Raw genomic sequence first — 17,543 nt, forward strand, 5'->3', positions numbered from 1 at the left:
CACTCGTGCACGAACACCCCACGGGCTACCGTTGCCCCGTGACCCAGACCCAGCAGCCCGACACTCCCTCACCCCGCAGCGTCCTGGTGACCGGCGGCAACCGCGGCATCGGCCTGGCCATCGCGCGGGCCTTCGCCGCAGCCGGCGACGACGTGCTCATCACACATCGCAGTGGCACGCCACCCGAGGGGCTACGCGGCGTGATCTGCGACGTCACCGACTCCGACAGCGTGGACCGCGCCTTCACCGAGGCGGAGGAGCTCCTGGGGCGTCCCATCGACGTGCTGGTCGCCAACGCCGGCATCACCAAGGACACCCTGCTGATGCGGATGAGCGATGAGGACTTCACCTCGGTGGTCGAGACCAACCTGACGGGTGCCTTCCGGTGCGCCCGGCGTGCATCCAAAGGCATGATGCGGCTGCGGCACGGCCGCATCATCCTGGTCTCCTCGGTGGTCGGGCTCTACGGATCGCCGGGACAGACCAACTACGCCGCGTCCAAGTCAGCCCTGGTGGGCCTGGCGCGGTCCATCACCCGCGAGCTGGGCGGGCGGGGGATCACCGCCAACGTCGTCGCGCCCGGCTTCATCGAGACCGAGATGACCGCCGAGCTGCCCGAGGAGCGGCAGAAGCAGTACCTCGCCGGCATCCCCGCTGGCCGCTTCGCTTCCCCGGACGAGGTCGCCGGAGTCGTTCGCTTTCTCGCCGGTCCGGACGCCGGCTATATCAGCGGTGCCGTGATCCCGGTCGATGGCGGACTGGGTATGGGCCACTGACGGGCTGCATCAGCCGGCTCCAGGCGTCGCGGTCACGACACCGGTCGTCGGGCTCGTCGGCGTGACGCCTGCGGGACGCTAGTCTGCTCACCATGCTGCTCGAAGGAAAGAAGCTCCTCGTCACCGGAGTCCTCATGGACTCATCCATCGCCTTCCACGTCGCTCGACTGGCACAGGAGCAGGGGGCCGAGGTGATCCTCACGTCCTTCGGGCGCACCTTCCGGATCACCCAGTCGATCGCCAAGCGGCTGCCTACGACCCCTGAGGTCATCGAGCTGGACGTGTCCGACCAGGAGCACCTGGACACCCTGGCCGAGCGGTTGAGGGAGCACACCGACCACCTGGACGGGGTGGTGCACTCCATCGGGTTCGCTCCGGCGGGCGCGTTCAACTTCCTGGAGGCAGACTGGGAGGACGTGGCCACAGCAGTGCAGGTGTCGGCCTACTCGCTGAAGTCCCTGACGGTGGCCTCGTTGCCGCTGATGGGCGAGGGGGGCAGCGTGGTCGGGCTGACCCTCGATGCGACCAAGGCGTGGCCGGTCTATGACTGGATGGGGGTGGCGAAGGCGGCATTCGAGTCGACCAACCGCTATCTGGCCCGTGATCTAGGGCCCAAGGGGATCCGGTCCAACCTGGTCTCGGCCGGTCCGATCGCCACCACCGCTGCGCGATCTATCCCGATGTTCGAGCAGTTCGAGAAGTGGGGTGAGCGCTCACCGCTGGGGTGGGACCTGCGCGACGCCGAGCCGGCGGCCAAGGCGTGCGTGGCGCTGCTGTCCGACTGGTTCCCGGCGACCACCGGCGAGATCGTGCACGTGGACGGCGGCTTCCACGCGATGGGCTTCTGACCACGATGACGCCCTCCCGACCGGCCAGCCACGACGATGACTGAGGCCCCCACGGTCCAGGTGACCGAGGTGCGCCTGCTCGAGGGGCCGAACCTGTACTTCGCCCGTCCGGCGGTCAAGGTGAGCCTCTCGCTGGAGGGCTATCAGGCCCTGGACGCAGAGAGTGCGACCGCGATAGCAGCGGTGGTGGGCCTGCGCCGCGCGGTGCCCGGCAAACCCGGCACGGAGCAGCGCCAGCGCTTCCTCAGCCGACTGGCCGGCACGGTGCTGCGGCGGATCTCGGACGCGGTGCCCAGCCGGGTGGGCGTGCGTGGCCGCGTCGGCACTGACCTCAACTCGGTCGTCGTTGCCTTCCCCTGGCGACACCGGGGCCGTGCCATCGCGCTGGGCGAGGCCCTGGGCCCCGTCCTGCAGGGACTCCTGGCGGGTGGCTCGGCCGAGGAGCTCCTGGCCGACGCTGCGGCCGGGGTGCGCTCGGCCGAGGACTCCTCCCGCCCGAACCAGATCCGGCCCCGGATCCCGGTCGCCTCCATCACCGGCACCAACGGCAAGACCTCGACGACGAGACTGCTCGCGCACATGGGCATGACGGCCGGCCTGCGCTGTGGCTGGAGCTCGACAGAGGGCGTCTTCATCCAGGGCGAGATCAAGGTCGCCGGGGACTACTCCGGCCCCTCAGGTGGCCGAAATGTCCTGGAGGACAGGTCGGTCCAGCTCGGTCTGCTCGAAACCGCCCGTGGCGGGCTGCTGCTCAAGGGGATGGGGGTCTCCCACAACGACGTGAGCATTGTCACCAATGTCACCGCGGACCACCTGGGGGTGCAGGGGATCGACACCGTCGACCAGCTCGCGGAGGTCAAGTCGATCATCACCCGGGTCACCCGCAAGGAGGGGTGGGTGGTCCTCAACGGTGACGACCCCCGCGTGCGGGCGATGGCGACAGAGGCCAGCGGGCGGATCTGGATGTTCAGCCTCGACCCGGACTCGCCGGCACTCCGGGAGACCGTGGAGCGCGGGGGCCGTGGCATGACCGTGCTTCAGGGCGACATCGTCATCCTGCGTCGGGGCGCCGACCCCGACCGACTCATCCGCATCCTGGACGTCCCGATGACCCTGTCGGGCCTGTCCGAGCACAACCTCGCCAACGCCCTGGCGGCGACGGCGGGAGGCCTGGGGCTTGGGCTGCCGCGCGAGGCGGTCATCGAGGGCCTGCGCACCTTTGCGCCCGACCTGGAGCACAACCCGGGCCGGATGAACGTCTGGACTCTGCCACTGCCCGCGGGTGGCACCGCGACGATGATCATCGACCTGGCGCACAACGAGGCCGGCCTCGAGGCTCTGCTCAACGTCGCCGAGGGGCTGCGGCCACCTGGGGACCGGGTCCATCTCGGGCTCGGTGGGGTCGGGGACCGGACCGATGAGATCCTCATCGGGCTGGGGGAGCTCGCCGGGCGCCGCGCAGACCGGGTGCACATCGTGCACAAGGGGCACTACCTGCGAGGCCGCACCACCGAGGATCTGGAGGCGCAGTTCGTCCAGGGCCTGGCCAACGTCGGCGCGGTGTCCTCCGGCTCCTCCGAGGACGAGGTCGCCGGTCTGGCTGCTCTGTCGGAACACCTCGCCGACGGTGATGTCGCGGCCCTCATGGTGCACCGCGACCGTCCGGGGGTCGTCCAGTGGCTCACCGAGCACGGAGCACACCAGGACACGGCGCGCCAGATCCGCCGGAAGGTGGTCGCTGCACGCGGCGAGCACGAGCTCGAGGCGGTGCTGGCTGCCATCCAGGACCAGCCGGCCACAGAGCGCCTGGAGGCGGCGCGCACCCTGCTCGAGCAGGCGCCTGAGGACCCCCGGCTGGTCTTTGAGCTAGCGGCAGCCCTTGAGGAGGCCGGACAACAGACCCAGGCCATCAGCCGCTACCGGGAGGCCCTGAACGCCCGGCTGCGTGAGCCGCACCGGTTCCGCGCGCAGCTGGCCATGGCGTCGGCGCTGCGCCAGTTGGCGCGGCCCGAGGAGGCGGCGGCCGTGCTCGGCCAGGTGGCGGTGCAGCGCAGTGACAGCGCCGCGCTCGTGGCTCTGCAGTCGATCCTGGATGTGGACTCCGGCCGCGCAGGGGACGGCGTTGCCCGACTCATCGACTACGTGATGACACACGCGACCGGCACCGACGATGCGCCCCAGCGGGAGAACCTGCTCGCGCTGGCGCAAGACCTGCGAAGCACCGCCCAGCCGTAACCGGGTCAACGTCCCGGGCCGAGGACCTGTCAAGCGCCACCCAGCCGTCACCGGGTCAACGTCCGGGTGGAGGACCTGCCAAGCACGACCCAGTCGTCACCGGGTCAACGTCCGGGTGGAGGACCTGCCAAGCACCACCCAGCCGTGACCGGGCCTCCAGCGGGGCCGGAGAGCCTCCGGACCTCGCTGCTCAGGCTCGCTCGCTGGTCTCCGCGTCGGCGACGTCCAGCTCGGTGTAGTCGCTGCGGGCCTCCTCGCCGGAGGCCTCGGCCGCCTCATGCAGCTCGGCCGGGTCCAGATCGGGGTCGCCCACCCGCTCCTCGTCAGTGCGCGATCCTGCGTAGGCAGAGTTGCTCAGGTCCTCCAGCTCGGCCAGGACGCGGGCGTGCTTGTCCACACAGGCCACGAGGAGGTCGCCAGGGTTGCTGAGCACCATGGCATGACGCACCGCCTCGACCTCGGGCAGCACCGTGTCGACCTTGCGGACCCTCGCCTCGCCCGCCTCGATGCTCTCGTTGATGCCGCGCACCACGTGCTGGGCGCTCTCACCCGGGGCCCGTCCACGGGGGTTGTCGTCCTCGCGGACCACCAGCACGTCGAAGTGCCGGGCGGCGACTGCCCCCAGCTCGGCCAGGTCGTCGTCGCGCCGGTCGCCGGTGCCACCGATGACACCGATCCGGCTGATCCGGGCGTTGTCGAGCGCGGCCTCCTTCTGCTCGGACAGGTTGTCCACAAACTCGCCGAGGGCCCGCATGCCGGCGGGGTTGTGGCAGTAGTCGACGACGACGCTGACGCCCTTGACGTCGAGCATGTTGAGGCGCCCCGGCGACAGGTAGTAGCTGGTGGTGAACGTGCGCAGGCCCTGCCGGATGTCGTGGAGGGGCACGTCGCAGGCGAAGGCGGCACCGGCGGCAGCCATCGCGTTGGCGACGTTGAAGCGAGCGGCGCCACCGAAGGTGCTGGGCAACAGGTGGGTCCAGGCGAGCTGCATGGAACGACGACCGTGCCGAATGACGATCATCTCCCCGCGGTCGGTGGGTTCCAGGACCACGGCGCGACCGCCGCGACGCAGGCGGGTCTCGATGAACTCACGCTCGGGACTGCCTGGCGGCTGCATCGAGAAGTAGACGATGCTGCCGCTGCAGCTGCGCCGCATCTCCCGGACGTTGGGGTCGTCTGCATTGAGCACGGCGAACCCGTTGCGGGGCACGGCCTCGACGACGACCCGCTTGACGGCGGCCAGTTGCTCGACCGTGTCGATGCCCCGCAGGCCGAGGTGGTCCGCCGAGACGTTGGTGACCACCGCGACGTCGTTGCGGTCATAGCCCAGGCCCTCGCGCAGGATGCCGCCTCGTGCGACCTCCATGACGGCGAAGTCCACCCTGGGGTTCTGCAGCACCATCCGTGCCGACTTGGGTCCCGAGGCGTCGGCGCGCTTGACGAGTCGCTCGTCGATCACGATGCCGTCCGTCGAGGTCATGCCGACCTGCTTGCCCAACCCCTTCATGATGTGGGCGATCATCCGGGACGTGGTCGTCTTGCCGTTGGTGCCGGTCACCGCCACGATCGGCACACGGGCCGCGGTGCCCGGAGGAAAGAGCAGGTCGACCACAGGCTTGGCGATGTACTGCGGCTCGCCGACCGTCGGGTGGGTGTGCATCCGGAAGCCGGGTGCCGCATTGACCTCGCAGATGGCTCCGCCCGTCTCCCGCACGGGGGCGGAGATGTCCGGGCAGATGAAGTCGATGCCCGCCACGTCCAGGCCGATCAGCCGGGCGGCCTCCTCGGCGATCTCCACGTTCTCGGGATGAGCATCGAAGGTGCGGTCCACCGCGATGCCACCGGTCGACATGTTGCCGGTCAGAGCAAGCTTGACCATCGTGCCCTCCGGAGGCACGCCGTCCATCTCAAAACCCTGGTTGCGGACCAGCGCCTCCGCGCCCTCGGTGATCGTGATCCTGGTCAGGACCTTCTCGTGACCGACACCGCGCCGGGGGTCGGCATTGGTGATCTCGACCAGCTCGTTGATGGTGTGGGTGCCGTCGCCGACCACGTGGGCCGGCACCCGTTCGGCGATGGCCTGCATCTTGCCGCCGACGATCAGGCAGCGGTAGTCGTTGCCGGTGATGAAGGACTCGACCACCATGACCCCCCGCCGGGATTGCTCCGCGGCGAGCGGGAAGTGGGCCCGCACCTCCGCCTCGCTGCGCAGGTTGATGCCGACCCCGCGGCCGTGGTTGCCGTCCAGGGGCTTGACGACAACGGGGTAGCCGATGCGCTGGGCCACCTGCACTGCTCCGTCCTCGGTGCGGACCGTGTCACTGAGCGGGACCGGCAGCCCGGCCGAGGACAGCAGCGTGTTGGTCAACGACTTGTCGCCGGCGATGTCCACCGCGAGGGCGGAGGTCTTGGATGTCATCGTCGCCCGGATCCGTTGCTGGTGCACTCCCTGGCCGAGCTGCACCAGAGAGGCGGTGTTGAGCCGGATGAACGGGATGTCGCGCGCGACGGCCTCTTCCAGGATCGCGTTGGTCGACGGCCCGAAGGCGGTGCGCTGGGCCAGACGCAGGAAGTCATCGAGCTCACTGGTGAAGTCGAACTCGGGATCGCGGGCCACCGCGGCGTTGACCATGCGGACCGCGAGCTCGCCGGCCGCCAGGCCGACCCGCTCGTCGATATAGGAGTAGATGACGTTGTAGTGGCCGGGTTGGCCCTTCACCGCACGAGTCTTGCCGCGTCGCAGGTCGTGACCGGCCTCGCCCTGCAGCTGGAGGGCGAGGTGCTCGCTGATGTGTCCCACCCAGGTGCCCTCGTGCAGACGCTCCACGAAGCCGCCGGCCTTGCCGCGCGAGCACACGTGGTTGTGCAGGCCCGGTAGCCACTCCAGAAGCTGCTCGGTGAAGCCCGGGATCAGGTTCGAGGGGTACTGCTCCAGCACGCCGAGGTCCACCACCAGGTGGATGGCCTGCTCGTAGTTCCAGATGTTCGGGCCGCGGTAGACCCGCTGCTCCACGATCCGCAGGTCGGGTGCGACCGGAGCGGTGGGGGACTGGGACTGGGTCATGAGGGCCTCCTGGGTCCGGTCAGCGGCGCAGCGCGGCTGCTGCGTTGGCGGTGTCGTGGACGTCGGCGGGCGAGGTGACCACGGCCACCTCCGAGTGCATCTCGACGAAGTCGGTGAGTTGAGCGGCCTGCAGATCGAAGGTCGCGCCGAAGGGCAGGGAGTGGACCACGGCCCCGGAGACCATCAGGGGCGCGTCGCGGCGTGCCTCGTGGGCGTCGCTGACCGCGGCCCGGGCGTCCACCACGTAGACGGCGCCCGACCCCACCACCGACATCGCCCGCTCGTTGATGATCTCTGCCGCGGTGTCCTCGTCGATGCCGACACCGAGCAGGCTGGGGGAGGCGGCGATCAGGGACAGCAGCCGGGCATAGCGCGTCCGTTGGCCGAAGTGTTGATCCAGGATGACTCCTGGGAGCAATCCCATGCCCGCGCTCACCTGCGAGACCCGCTGCCGGGGGACCACGCCCTCCTCACCCATCGAGATCATGAACTGGCTCAGGACCGAAGCGCCCGCCGACGTGCCGGAGATGACGGCCCCGCGGTGGTAGGCACGGGTGATCGCCTCGTGCACCGGCGTGCCCACGATCAGCTGGCCCAGTTTGAGCTGGTTGCCGCCGGTCACGAAAACACCGGTCGCATTGTCGATGGCCTCGATGAGGTCGGGATCAGAGGCCTCCTGCCTGCTCTGCGGATTGACCAGCGAGATATCGCTGACGTGCTGCCGACCGAAGACCGACTGGTAGACCTCGAAGGCCTCCTCCGCCATCGAGGACGCGGTCGGGATGACGACGACCCGCGCGTCCTTGCCGCCGGCGAGACGCACGAAGCGCTTGAGCACCACCACGCGCCGACGCTTGTCCTCGGCGCCCCCGATCACCAGGAGGGTGCGCTGCACCTCCTCACCGGAGGGGACGGCCGAGTCTGTCACGGGAGTCATGTCCGACGGCATGGGTGCACCCTAATCGCACTCACCGCCTGGTCGGCTCACCCGTCGATGACCGTGCCCTTGCCCACGACCACGAGACCGCTCTCGGTCACCGTGAACCCACGAGCACGGTCCTGGTCGTGGTCCACCCCGACGCTGACACCCGGCGGCACGATGACCGCCTTGTCGATGATGGCGCGGTGGATCTGGGCGCTGCGTCCGATCTCCGCGCCGTCCAGGACCACCGACTGCGAGACGTTGCTGAAGCTGTGCATGTGCACATTCGGTGAGATCACCGAGTCGGTGACTGTGGCGCCGGAGATGACGACGCCCGCCGACACCATCGACCCCATCGCGTGCCCCACCCGATCCTGCGAGCCGTGCACGAACTTCGCCGGCGGGTGGTTGCCCGGATTGGTGTAGATGGGCCACCGGTCGTTGTAGAGGTTGAAGACGGGGTGCACAGAGACGAGGTCCATGTGCGCGTCGTAGTAGGAGTCCAGGTTCCCCACATCACGCCAGTAGGCCGTATCCCGCTCGGTCGCGCCGGGGATGTCGTTGTCCTTGAAGTCGTAGACGTAGCCCTCGCCACGGTTGACGAAGGCAGGCACGATGTCGCCGCCCATGTCGTGCTTGGAGTCCTCGAGTTCCGCGTCGTCGCGCACGGCCTGCTCCAGGACATCGGCATCGAAGACATAGTTGCCCATGGAGGCGAGCACCTCGTCGGGCGAGTCGGGCAGCGGTTTGGGGTTCTGCGGCTTCTCCAGGAAGTCACCGATCCGCCGCGGGTCAGCATCGTCGACCTCGATCACTCCGAACTGGTCGGCCAGACCGAGCGGCTGGCGGATCGCGGCCACCGTGACCCCGGCACCGGTCTCGACGTGCTGGTCGATCATCTGGGAGAAGTCCATGCGGTACACGTGGTCGGCACCCACCACCACGATGATGTCCGGCTTTTCGTCGTGCACCAGGTTCAGGCTCTGGTAGATGGCGTCGGCACTGCCGGAGAACCAGTGCTTGCCCATCCGCTGCTGCGCCGGGACGGGAGCCACGTAGTTGCCGAGGAGGGTGGACATGCGCCAGGTCCGGGTGACGTGGGCATCCAGGCTGTGCGACTTGTACTGGGTGAGGACGACGATCTTCAGACACCCGGAGTTCACCAGGTTGGACAGGGCGAAGTCGATCAGCCGGTAGCTGCCGCCGAACGGCACGGCCGGCTTGGCACGGTCGGCAGTCAACGGCATGAGCCGCTTGCCCTCACCTCCCGCGAGCACGATCGCGAGGACCTTCAGCCTTCCCATTCGTGCAACCATGTGGCCAACCTATTGCCCCGAGCGCGTTTGGTCGACAGGGGATAGCGTGCGGGTGTGCGCATCGACATCCTGACCCGTGAGTACCCCCCGAATATCTACGGTGGCGCCGGCGTCCACGTTGCCGAACTGAGCCGTGCCCTGCGGGGATTCTCCGATCTGACCGTGTCGGTGCGGGCCTTCGACCAGCCCGTGGACGAGCCGGACACCACGGGGTACCCGACCCCGGCGAACCTGCTCTCCGCCAACGCCGCCCTGCGCACCCTGGGGGTCGATGTGGCGATGGCCTCCGACGTGGTCTCCAGCGGCGCGGACGTGGTCCACTCCCACACCTGGTACGCCAACATGGGCGGCCACCTGGCCAGTCTGCTCGGCGGCATGCCGCACGTGATCTCGGCCCACAGCCTGGAGCCGATGCGCCCGTGGAAGGCCGAGCAGCTCGGCGGCGGCTACCGGGTGTCCTCCTGGGCCGAGAAGACCGCCTACGAGGCTGCTGCGGGGGTCATCGCCGTCTCGGCCGGCATGCGCACGGACATCCTGGCCAGCTATCCGGACATCGACCCCCACCGGGTCCATGTGGTGCACAACGGCATCGACTCCCAACTGTGGCAGCGGAACACGTCCGAGGAGGCCAGGGCCGCCGTGCGTGCGCTGGGCATGGACCCGGACCGTCCCGCGGTGGTGTTCGTCGGGCGGATCACCCGCCAGAAGGGGCTGCCCTACCTGCTGCGGGCCCTGGCTGAGCTGCCCGAGGACGTGCAGGTCGTGCTGCTCGCCGGCGCTCCGGACACCGAGGAGATCAAGGCCGAGGTGATCGGGCTGGTCGATGTCCTGCGCCAGGGCCGGTCCGAGGGCGACAGCGTGATCTGGATCGGGGACATGCTGCCCCGCGACCAGGTCATCGCGGTGCTGTCTCACGCCACGGTCTTCCTGTGCCCGTCGGTCTACGAGCCACTGGGCATCGTCAACCTCGAGGCGATGGCGTGTGGTGCGGCGGTCGTGGCCACCGCGACCGGCGGCATCCCGGAGGTCGTGGTGGACGGAGAGACCGGCTGGCTGGTCCCGATCGAACAGGTCACCGACGGCACGGGCACCCCGACCGATCCTGACGCCTTCGTCGCCGACCTGGCCAGGACCATCAACGACGCGGTCTCCGACCCTGACCGGGCTCGTCGGATGGGCGAGGCCGGACGGAGCCGGGCGGTGGAGCACTTCAGCTGGGCCACGATCGCCGAGCGCACCGTCGAGGTCTACCGTGCGGTGCAGGCCGTCTGAGCGGCATCAGCCGGTGAGATGCCTGCGTCCAGGGGCTCGGGCGGTCAGCGCCACCCGGCCAGGTGCAGCACACCGACGTTGGTGGCCGCCACCAGGGACCGTGCCGCGACATCGTGCAGCTGTCGCAGGATGTGCTCTCGCTGCAGGGTCGAGCTGGAGTCCACGCTGTGCAACCGATGGTCGAGCCCCGCGGCAGCGAGGCCGGTGATCGCCCCGGCCAGCTCGATGACCCGGATGGCGCGGGGCGGGAGGCCTTCAGGCAACCCCCAGGCCTCGTCCACGCTGTCCCGCACGACCGACTCCAGGCCGTGGCCACTGAGTGGCTGGCCTGAGGCACCGGCGAGCTGCTCGGTCAGGGTGGCGATTTCGCGACGCAGCTCCAGCTCGACGTCCGGCAGGGACAGCTGCTGCACCACGTGCTGGGGCACCGGGTCGGAGTCGAAGGTGACCCACCGGGCCTCCCAGCCCTGGTCGCCCTCGGGACCGAACGCCTCGATCCGTGGGACCAGGGCACCACCGAGCCCGGTGACGTAGACCAACTCCTCCGCCTCGGTGGCCGCAGCGACCAGGTCGGCCGGGCCCCTCGGCATACTGCGCAGGTCACCGGCCCGGGGGAGGGCCACCAGCACCACGCGCTCACCCAGGTCGCGCCACAGGCCCAGCTGGGGGACCAGGCCGTCCACGTGATCGAGGTCAGGCATGGCGCGCCGGGGCACCTCGCTCAGGTCGAGGTGGCCACCCAGCGCCGCCGTGGACCACAGCGCGACGCGCACACTTGCCGGCAGGTCTGCCATGCGGTGATGGTAAGCATCGGCGGGCGAACTAACCTTACTCGACATGAGCGACGTCCTGGAATTTGCCGGTGTCGGCGTGCGCCGTGGCGGCAACACGCTGCTGGACGACATCGACTGGTCGGTCGAGGAGGGTGAGCGCTGGGTCGTCATCGGCCCCAACGGCGCGGGCAAGACCACCCTCCTGCAGATCGCAGCGGCCCGCATCCACCCGACCACGGGAGTCGCCGGGATCCTCGGTGAGGTGCTGGGGACCGTCGACGTCTTTGACCTGCGCCCACGCATCGGGCTGGCCAGCGCTGCTCTCGCAGACCGGATCCCGGCCGAGGAGATGGTGCGCGACGTCGTGGTGACCGCCTCCTGGGGCGTGACTGGTCGCTGGCGCGAGGAGTATGACGCGATGGACACCGGCCGGGCCGATGAGCTCCTGGTGGCCCTCGGCGTCGACCACCTGGCCACGCGTCGCTTCTCCACGCTGAGCGAGGGGGAGCGCAAGCGGGTGCAGATCGCCCGAGCGCTGATGACCGACCCCGAGCTGATGCTGCTCGACGAGCCGGCCGCGGGCCTGGACCTGCGCGGCCGGGAGGACCTTGTCGGCCGCCTGCAGGTGCTGGCCGAGGACCTCGAGTCGCCGGCGATGGTGCTGGTCACCCACCACGTGGAGGAGATCCCGCCGGGGTTCACCGACATCCTGATGCTGCGGGACGGCCGGGTCGAGGCCGCGGGGCCCCTGGAGACCACGCTGACCGACGAGAACCTCTCGCGGACGTTCGGACTGCCGCTGGTGGTGGAGAAGCACGGCGCGCGCTGGGCCGCCCGCGCCGCATGAGCGCCTTCGAGGTCTCGGCGATCATCCTCGCCGGCATGTGGGCCGGTGCCATCAACACCGTCGTGGGCTCCGGCACCCTGGTCACCTTCCCGACGTTGCTCTTCTTCGGCTACCCGCCGGTCTCGGCCAACATCTCCAACAGCCTCGGGCTGGTGGCGGGGGGCGTGACCGGAGCCTGGGGCTATCGTCGCGAGATCGCGCCGCTGCGTCAGGTGCTGGTCAAGCTCGCGCCCGCGTCGTTCCTGGGGGCCATCATCGGCGCGCTCTTGCTGCTGGTCCTGCCGGAGGCGGCCTTCGAGGCCATCGTCCCCGCGCTGATCGCCCTGGCGCTGGTGCTGGTGGTGCTCGGGCCGCGGATCAACGCCTGGGCGGCCCGGCACCACGCGGACCAGCTCACCGGTGGGCGCCTGGTCGTGCTCCTCGTCGGCGTCCTGGTCGCCGGCATGTATGGCGGATACTTCGGCGCGGCGCAGGGTGTCCTGCTGATCGGCATGATGAGCGTGCTGCTGCCCAACGGGCTCCAGGAGCTCAACGGGGCCAAGAACGTGCTCGGGCTGATCGTGAACTTCACCGCCGCCCTGGTCTTCCTGGTCGTCGACCCGACCCAGGTGAACTGGGTCATCGTCGGCTTGGTCGCCCTCGGTGCCTTCTTCGGCGGGCTGATCGGCGCGCGGGTGGGGCGCCTCATGCCGCCCTGGCTGTTGCGGGCCACCATCGTGATCATCGGTGTCGTCGCGATCGTGGTGCTGCTCGTATGACGAGTGCCGGGTTGCCCGACGGAGTCACCTGGATCGATGACCCGGCTGATGAGCGGGTCAGGGACTATGTCGGCCTGACCGACGTGGCCCTGCGCCGGGTCCTGGAGCCCGAGCAGGGGCTGTACCTCGCCGAGTCGGCCAAGGTCATCCACCGGGCCCTGGGTGCGGGCCACCGGTTCCGGTCGCTCCTACTCACGCCGCGCTGGCTCAGCGACCTCTCCGATCTGGTGCAGCGTGCGGTGTCCGAGGGGGCACCGGTCTTTGTCATGGACCCGACCGTGGCGGAGGCGATGACCGGCTTCCACCTGCACCGGGGCGCGCTCGCCGCGATGCACCGCCCCGTCCTGCCTCCCGTGGCCGAGATCCTCGACGGCGCACGCCGGGTGGCCGTGCTGGAGGACATCGTCGACCACACCAACGTCGGAGCCGTCTTCCGGTCTGCGGCCGCTCTCGGTGTCGACGCGGTGCTGGTCACGCCACGCTGTGCCGACCCCCTCTACCGCCGGTCGGTGCGGGTCTCGATGGGCACGGTCTTCCAGGTCCCGTGGACGCGCGTCGACCCGTGGCCGGGTGCGATCACCACCCTGCGCGAGATGGGCTTCACGGTGGCCGCCTTCGCCCTGCGCGATGACGGCCTGGACCTCGGTGAGCTGGCGGCCGACCCGCCGGAACGGCTGGCCCTCGTCCTGGGCACCGAGGGTGACGGTCTTGGTGCGCGGACGATCGCCGACGCCGACGTGGCTGTCCGCATCCCGATGTCGGGCGGGGTCGACTCGCTCAACGTCGCGGCCGCGAGCGCGGTGGCCTTCTGGGCCCTGCAGCCGCCCACCGCCTGAGCCCAGCACGCTCCGGCCGGGGCAACCTCAGCGGGGATCCACCGTCATCCCACGGGCAGCCGACCAGTGCGGCGAGACCCTCACCCCAGCAGCAGCCGGACGGCCAGCACCACCATCACGAGCGCGACGAGCAGGTCGACGACCCGCCAGGTCGTGGGCGAGGACAGCGGACGGGACAGGGCATGTGCTCCGAGTCCGAGGGCGCTGAACCACACCAGGCTGCCGACGCACGCTCCCAGGGCGAACCACCACCGGGCCTCGCCGTGAGAGGCGGCGAGCGTCCCGAGGAGCAGGACCGTGTCGAGATAGACGTGCGGGTTCAGGAAGGTCAGGGCCAGGGCGGTGGTGAGCACGGAGCCTCGAGAGGCGGGACGACTGGCCACCAGTCCGGCCGGACGGGCGGCCGAGCGCAGGGAACCCCAGGCGAACCACAGCAGGTAACCAGCGCCCAGCCAGCGAATCACGGTCAGCACGGTCGGCTGGGAGCTGACGAGGGCGCCGACCCCGGCGGTGCCGACGGAGATGAGCAGGATGTCCGCCACGGCACAGATGAGGATGACCGAGCCGATGTGCTCGCGGCGGATGCCCTGGCGCAGCACGAAGGCGTTCTGGGCGCCGATGGCGATGATCAGGCCCAGGCCGGACACCAGGCCCGCAAGGATGACGGGGAGCATGCGTCTCAACCTAGGAAGAGCCACTGCTGAAGCAAAACGCATCAGCCTTCAGGTGCCTTAGCATTGCTTCATGCAGTTGGAACAGCTCCGCGCCCTGGTGGCGGTGGTGGACGAGGGCACCTTCGAGGCCGCCGCGAGCAGGCTCCGCATCAGCCCGTCCGCCGTCAGCCAGCGGATCCGCGCCCTGGAGTCGAGCACCGGACGGGTCCTGGTGCGACGGGGCTCTCCCTGCGCCGCGACCGAGGCCGGGGCTCTGGTGCTCCGCTCAGCACGTCAGGTGGAGCTGGTCATGGGGGAGGCGGCCGAGGCCCTCGGGACGGGTGCCACGGCCGGCACCGCGGAGGAGCACGAGGTCCAGGACACGCTGGCCCGGACCGAGCTGCGGGTTGCGGTCAACGCCGACTCCCTGGCCACCTGGTTCCCCGCGGTGCTCCGGGAGGCGGCCGCGTGGTCCGACGCCGTGCTGCGGCTGCGCGTCGACGACCAGGAGCACACCCAGGCCATGCTGTCCGCGGGGGAGGTGCTGGGGGCGGTCACGACGGCGGGTCGTGCCGTCGTCGGGTGCACGGTGCGTCAGCTGGGGGTGATGCGCTATCTCCCGGTCGTGGCGCCGGGCCTGCTGGCGGCCCACCAGGACGGCGGGCACGTGGACCTGGCCCGGATGCCGGTCGTGCAGTTCAATGCCAAGGACATGCTCCAGGACGCCGTGCGCTCGCCCGAGCAGATCAGCGCAGCCCCCTGGCACGAGGTGCCCTCCTCGGAGGCCTTCGCCCGGGCGGTGCGCGCCGGGCTCGGCTGGGGCATGCTGCCCGAGCACCAGATCGGGGCGTCCCTGGACGCCGGTCGGCTGGTGCGGGTGCCGGGGCTGCAGCATCAGAACGTGCCGTTGCACTGGCAGGTGTGGCACCTGGAGTCCCGTCACCTGAGCCGCCTGACCGCCACGGTCGTCGAGGCGGCGCGGGCCCTGCGTCCGGGTCAGCCGCCCGCTTCGGCCGGGGTCACCGGCGGCTGATCGGACCAGGGGAAGACGATCCACTCAGCGGTGTGCCGCCAGACGAAGTCGGGCTGCACGATGGTGCTCGGCTTCGCATAGAGCACGGCGCTGCGGGTGTCGGCACCGTGTGAGCTCAACAGGTCCAGCACGAGCGCCAGGGTGCGCCCGGAGTCGGCGACGTCGTCCACCACGAGCAGGCGCCGGTCCCGGATCGACTCGGTGTCCAGCAGCGGCGCCAGCAGCACGGGGTCCGGGAGCGTCTCGTGCACATCGGTGTAGAACTCGACGTTGATCGCGTCGGACAGCTTGATCCCGAGGGCATAGGAAAGGGCTCCGCCGGGCAGCAGCCCGCCGCGGGCGACCGCGATGATGATCTCGGGGTCGAAGCCGGAGTCGGCCACGACCTGGGCCAGCTCGCGACTTGCCCTCCCGAACAGGTCCCAGGTGAGGACCTCCTTGTCGGGCAGGTCGGAGGAGTCTGCGTGGTATGCCGTCACCCGGCCGAGGTTACTCCCCGCCGCCGGACAGGGGGCATGGTTGGGAGGCAAGCTCAGCGGGCCAGGCCCTCGACGACCTCGACGCCCGGCAGGTCCGCGACGAGCGCACCGGGCAGCCGCAGCTTGGAGCGGCGCAGTCCGGACCCGATCACCACCCGCGGGGAGTCGATCACCCGGGAGTCGACCAGCACGGGCCACTGGTCCGGCAACCCGACGGGGGTGATCCCGCCATACTCCATCCCCGTGTCGGCCACCGCTCGATCCATCGGCATGAAGCTGGCCTTGCGCACGTCCAGGCGCTTGCGCACGGTGCTGTTGACGTCGGCGCGGGTCGTGGCCAGCACCAGCCCGGCGGCGACCCGCTCGTCCTCACCGCGCCGGCCCAGGACCACGATGCAGTTGGCGCTCTCCTCGAGGAGCACGTCGGTGGAGTCGACCAGCGCCTGCGTGTCCGCCAGGTCGGGGTCGATCTCGGTGACCTCGACCGAGGCCGCCAGCGGCGTGCCCTCCAGGGCTTCCCGCACGGGGGCGGCCACCAGGTCGGGACGGTCGGTGAACGGGTGCCAGGTCAGTGCGCGCGTCATGACACCAGGATGCGCACCAGGTGCTGGAGCGTGCCAGCCGGGTCCTGCGTCGTGCCGCCGTGGATCGGCCCGGGCTGCACGATGGTGCTGCGCGGTGCACTCAGCCAGCCGAAGCGTGGCCCGAGCCGGTCCAGCCGCGGTGTAGTGGGCGAGTGCTCACCGGCGGCCACCCGGCATACGGCCTCCAGTGCAGCTCGCACAGCCTCCAGGTCCAGGTCGGGTGCCAGGGCACGGGCGCGGTCCTCGTGCAGCTCGTGGGCACCCTGGAGGAACTCGGCCTCCTGGCTGTAGAGCACCACACCCACGTTGATGAACTCCTCGCGCTCCACCCGGGGCACCAGCCGCAGCGTGACGTACTGGTAGTCGTAGCTCATGCCGCACCACCCGGCAGCCAGACCTGTGGGCTCGCCAGCCGGGCCAACAGATGATCGCGGTATGCCGAGTGCACCGCCTGTGCGTCCGGCAGGTGAGTGGTGGTCTCCAGCCACTCCTCGGGCACCTGGTCGAGCACGTCACCGATCAGGTCGGCGGTGACTTGATCGGACAGCTCCTGATGGGTCCCCGGCAGATCGGTGGCCAGCGCGCCGAGCACGTGCTCCTCGGCGCGGAACGGCTGGGCGGCAAACCGCTGCGGGTTGGGCTCCTTGCTGGGCCAGGAGTGATGGAAGTAGAGCGCGGCCCCGTGGTCGATCAGCCAGGTGCGCCGGTGCCAGGTCAGCAGGTTGGGGTTGGACCAGGTGCGGTCGATGTTGGCGGTGAACGCGTCCAGCCACAGGATCCGGGACGCCAGCTCGGCGTCCGGGGGCCGGGAGCCGTCGTAGCCGAGTGACCCGGGCAGCAGATCCACACCCAGATTGGTGCCGGGGGAGGCGTTGAGCAGGTCCTGCACCTCCTCGTCAGCCTCATAGCGGGCGATCGCCGGTGGCAGAGTGATGGTCACCATCCGCGGCACGGGCAGCCCCAGCCGGCGGGCGAGCTCCCCGACGATGATCTCGGTGACCAGGACCTTCACCCCCTGCCCTGCGCCGTGGAACTTCACGACATAGGTCCCCAGGTCGTCGGCCTCGACGATGCCAGGCATCGAGCCACCCTCGCGGAGCGGGGTGACATAGCGAACTGCGGTGACGTGGTCGAGCACGTGCCGACC

General features: G+C 70.1%; 17 protein-coding genes. 8 read left to right on the plus strand and 9 right to left on the minus strand.

Annotated elements, in window-relative coordinates; all coding sequences use genetic code 11:
• Positions 1-38 precede the first annotated feature (38 nt).
• The 3 genes from fabG (at position 39) to DPQ65_RS05440 (ending at position 3,859) form a co-directional block, all read left to right on the plus strand.
• On the plus strand, positions 39-776 hold the full coding sequence (fabG, locus tag DPQ65_RS05430; protein WP_114906364.1) for a 3-oxoacyl-ACP reductase FabG: 738 nt from the start codon (positions 39-41) through the stop codon (positions 774-776).
• A gap of 92 nt (positions 777-868) precedes the next feature.
• Positions 869-1,624: an enoyl-ACP reductase FabI gene (gene fabI / locus DPQ65_RS05435; RefSeq protein ID WP_114906365.1), complete on the plus strand. Its 756-nt coding sequence runs from the start codon at positions 869-871 to the stop codon at positions 1,622-1,624.
• 36 nt (positions 1,625-1,660) lie between these two features.
• Positions 1,661-3,859 (plus strand): tetratricopeptide repeat protein, encoded by a 2,199-nt coding sequence (locus tag DPQ65_RS05440; RefSeq protein ID WP_162802026.1) that lies wholly within the window; start codon positions 1,661-1,663, stop codon positions 3,857-3,859.
• 190 nt (positions 3,860-4,049) lie between these two features.
• Here the strand turns inward: DPQ65_RS05440 and cphA are convergent, their stop codons facing one another.
• The 3 genes from cphA to glgC are packed head-to-tail and all read right to left on the minus strand — an operon-like array spanning position 4,050 to position 9,161.
• Entirely contained in the window at positions 4,050-6,923 is a 2,874-nt protein-coding gene (gene cphA / locus DPQ65_RS05445) for a cyanophycin synthetase (RefSeq protein ID WP_114906366.1), read from the minus strand.
• A gap of 19 nt (positions 6,924-6,942) precedes the next feature.
• Positions 6,943-7,860, minus strand: coding sequence for a cyanophycinase (locus tag DPQ65_RS05450; RefSeq protein ID WP_114906465.1), 918 nt, complete (start codon positions 7,858-7,860; stop codon positions 6,943-6,945).
• A 47-nt stretch (positions 7,861-7,907) separates the two neighbouring features.
• Entirely contained in the window at positions 7,908-9,161 is a 1,254-nt protein-coding gene (gene glgC / locus DPQ65_RS05455; RefSeq protein ID WP_238146698.1) for a glucose-1-phosphate adenylyltransferase, read from the minus strand.
• A gap of 54 nt (positions 9,162-9,215) precedes the next feature.
• Between glgC and glgA the strand changes: the two genes are divergently transcribed.
• On the plus strand, positions 9,216-10,433 hold the full coding sequence (gene glgA / locus DPQ65_RS05460; protein WP_114906368.1) for a glycogen synthase: 1,218 nt from the start codon (positions 9,216-9,218) through the stop codon (positions 10,431-10,433).
• A gap of 44 nt (positions 10,434-10,477) precedes the next feature.
• On the opposite strand, the gene DPQ65_RS05465 is transcribed toward glgA, so the two are convergent.
• Positions 10,478-11,227: a hypothetical protein gene (locus DPQ65_RS05465; RefSeq protein WP_114906369.1), complete on the minus strand. Its 750-nt coding sequence runs from the start codon at positions 11,225-11,227 to the stop codon at positions 10,478-10,480.
• 43 nt (positions 11,228-11,270) lie between these two features.
• Here DPQ65_RS05465 and DPQ65_RS05470 point away from each other — a divergent pair, with 43 nt between their 5' ends.
• From DPQ65_RS05470 to DPQ65_RS05480, 3 genes are read left to right on the plus strand one after another with little or no spacing between them, the layout of a single operon-like run.
• Positions 11,271-12,053, plus strand: a complete 783-nt coding sequence (locus DPQ65_RS05470) for an ABC transporter ATP-binding protein (protein ID WP_114906370.1) — start codon at positions 11,271-11,273, stop codon at positions 12,051-12,053.
• Positions 12,050-12,811: a sulfite exporter TauE/SafE family protein gene (locus tag DPQ65_RS05475; protein ID WP_114906371.1), complete on the plus strand. Its 762-nt coding sequence runs from the start codon at positions 12,050-12,052 to the stop codon at positions 12,809-12,811. Before DPQ65_RS05470 ends, DPQ65_RS05475 begins: the two co-directional genes overlap by 4 nt.
• On the plus strand, positions 12,808-13,647 hold the full coding sequence (locus tag DPQ65_RS05480) for a TrmH family RNA methyltransferase (protein WP_114906372.1): 840 nt from the start codon (positions 12,808-12,810) through the stop codon (positions 13,645-13,647). The genes DPQ65_RS05475 and DPQ65_RS05480 overlap by 4 nt, the downstream gene beginning before the upstream one ends.
• An 80-nt stretch (positions 13,648-13,727) precedes the next feature.
• Here DPQ65_RS05480 and DPQ65_RS05485 read toward each other — a convergent pair whose 3' ends face one another.
• On the minus strand, positions 13,728-14,321 hold the full coding sequence (locus DPQ65_RS05485; RefSeq protein ID WP_114906373.1) for a LysE/ArgO family amino acid transporter: 594 nt from the start codon (positions 14,319-14,321) through the stop codon (positions 13,728-13,730).
• Positions 14,322-14,391: 70 nt separating this feature from the next.
• Here DPQ65_RS05485 and DPQ65_RS05490 point away from each other — a divergent pair, with 70 nt between their 5' ends.
• Positions 14,392-15,333, plus strand: coding sequence for an ArgP/LysG family DNA-binding transcriptional regulator (locus DPQ65_RS05490; RefSeq protein WP_114906374.1), 942 nt, complete (start codon positions 14,392-14,394; stop codon positions 15,331-15,333).
• Here the strand turns inward: DPQ65_RS05490 and DPQ65_RS05495 are convergent.
• The 4 genes from DPQ65_RS05495 to DPQ65_RS05510 are packed head-to-tail and all read right to left on the minus strand — an operon-like array spanning position 15,297 to position 17,534.
• Positions 15,297-15,812, minus strand: a complete 516-nt coding sequence (locus DPQ65_RS05495; RefSeq protein ID WP_114906375.1) for a phosphoribosyltransferase — start codon at positions 15,810-15,812, stop codon at positions 15,297-15,299. The two genes, DPQ65_RS05490 and DPQ65_RS05495, sit on opposite strands and share 37 nt — an antisense overlap.
• Positions 15,813-15,865: 53 nt before the next feature.
• Positions 15,866-16,396: a YbaK/EbsC family protein gene (locus DPQ65_RS05500; RefSeq protein ID WP_114906376.1), complete on the minus strand. Its 531-nt coding sequence runs from the start codon at positions 16,394-16,396 to the stop codon at positions 15,866-15,868.
• Entirely contained in the window at positions 16,393-16,770 is a 378-nt protein-coding gene (locus DPQ65_RS05505) for a DUF3037 domain-containing protein (RefSeq protein WP_114906377.1), read from the minus strand. The genes DPQ65_RS05500 and DPQ65_RS05505 overlap by 4 nt, the downstream gene beginning before the upstream one ends.
• Entirely contained in the window at positions 16,767-17,534 is a 768-nt protein-coding gene (locus DPQ65_RS05510; RefSeq protein WP_114906378.1) for a HipA family kinase, read from the minus strand. Before DPQ65_RS05510 ends, DPQ65_RS05505 begins: the two co-directional genes overlap by 4 nt.
• Between the last annotated feature and the right edge of the window lie 9 nt (positions 17,535-17,543).

Origin of the sequence: Ornithinimicrobium murale (assembly GCF_003352835.1) — a bacterium.
Taxonomy (GTDB): Bacteria; Actinomycetota; Actinomycetes; order Actinomycetales; family Dermatophilaceae; genus Ornithinicoccus; species Ornithinicoccus muralis.

Excerpts from the sequence above, each read along its gene's own strand:
- fabI (WP_114906365.1), top strand. The coding sequence starts at position 869 with ATGCTGCTCGAAGGAAAGAAGCTCCTCGTCACCGGAGTCCTCATGGAC.
- DPQ65_RS05440 (WP_162802026.1), top strand. The coding sequence starts at position 1,661 with ATGACTGAGGCCCCCACGGTCCAGGTGACCGAGGTGCGCCTGCTCGAG.
- cphA (WP_114906366.1), bottom strand. The coding sequence starts at position 6,923 with ATGACCCAGTCCCAGTCCCCCACCGCTCCGGTCGCACCCGACCTGCGG.
- DPQ65_RS05450 (WP_114906465.1), bottom strand. The coding sequence starts at position 7,860 with ATGACTCCCGTGACAGACTCGGCCGTCCCCTCCGGTGAGGAGGTGCAG.
- glgC (WP_238146698.1), bottom strand. The coding sequence starts at position 9,161 with ATGGTTGCACGAATGGGAAGGCTGAAGGTCCTCGCGATCGTGCTCGCG.
- DPQ65_RS05465 (WP_114906369.1), bottom strand. The coding sequence starts at position 11,227 with ATGGCAGACCTGCCGGCAAGTGTGCGCGTCGCGCTGTGGTCCACGGCG.
- DPQ65_RS05470 (WP_114906370.1), top strand. The coding sequence starts at position 11,271 with ATGAGCGACGTCCTGGAATTTGCCGGTGTCGGCGTGCGCCGTGGCGGC.
- DPQ65_RS05475 (WP_114906371.1), top strand. The coding sequence starts at position 12,050 with ATGAGCGCCTTCGAGGTCTCGGCGATCATCCTCGCCGGCATGTGGGCC.
- DPQ65_RS05480 (WP_114906372.1), top strand. The coding sequence starts at position 12,808 with ATGACGAGTGCCGGGTTGCCCGACGGAGTCACCTGGATCGATGACCCG.
- DPQ65_RS05485 (WP_114906373.1), bottom strand. The coding sequence starts at position 14,321 with ATGCTCCCCGTCATCCTTGCGGGCCTGGTGTCCGGCCTGGGCCTGATC.
- DPQ65_RS05490 (WP_114906374.1), top strand. The coding sequence starts at position 14,392 with ATGCAGTTGGAACAGCTCCGCGCCCTGGTGGCGGTGGTGGACGAGGGC.
- DPQ65_RS05500 (WP_114906376.1), bottom strand. The coding sequence starts at position 16,396 with ATGACGCGCGCACTGACCTGGCACCCGTTCACCGACCGTCCCGACCTG.
- DPQ65_RS05505 (WP_114906377.1), bottom strand. The coding sequence starts at position 16,770 with ATGAGCTACGACTACCAGTACGTCACGCTGCGGCTGGTGCCCCGGGTG.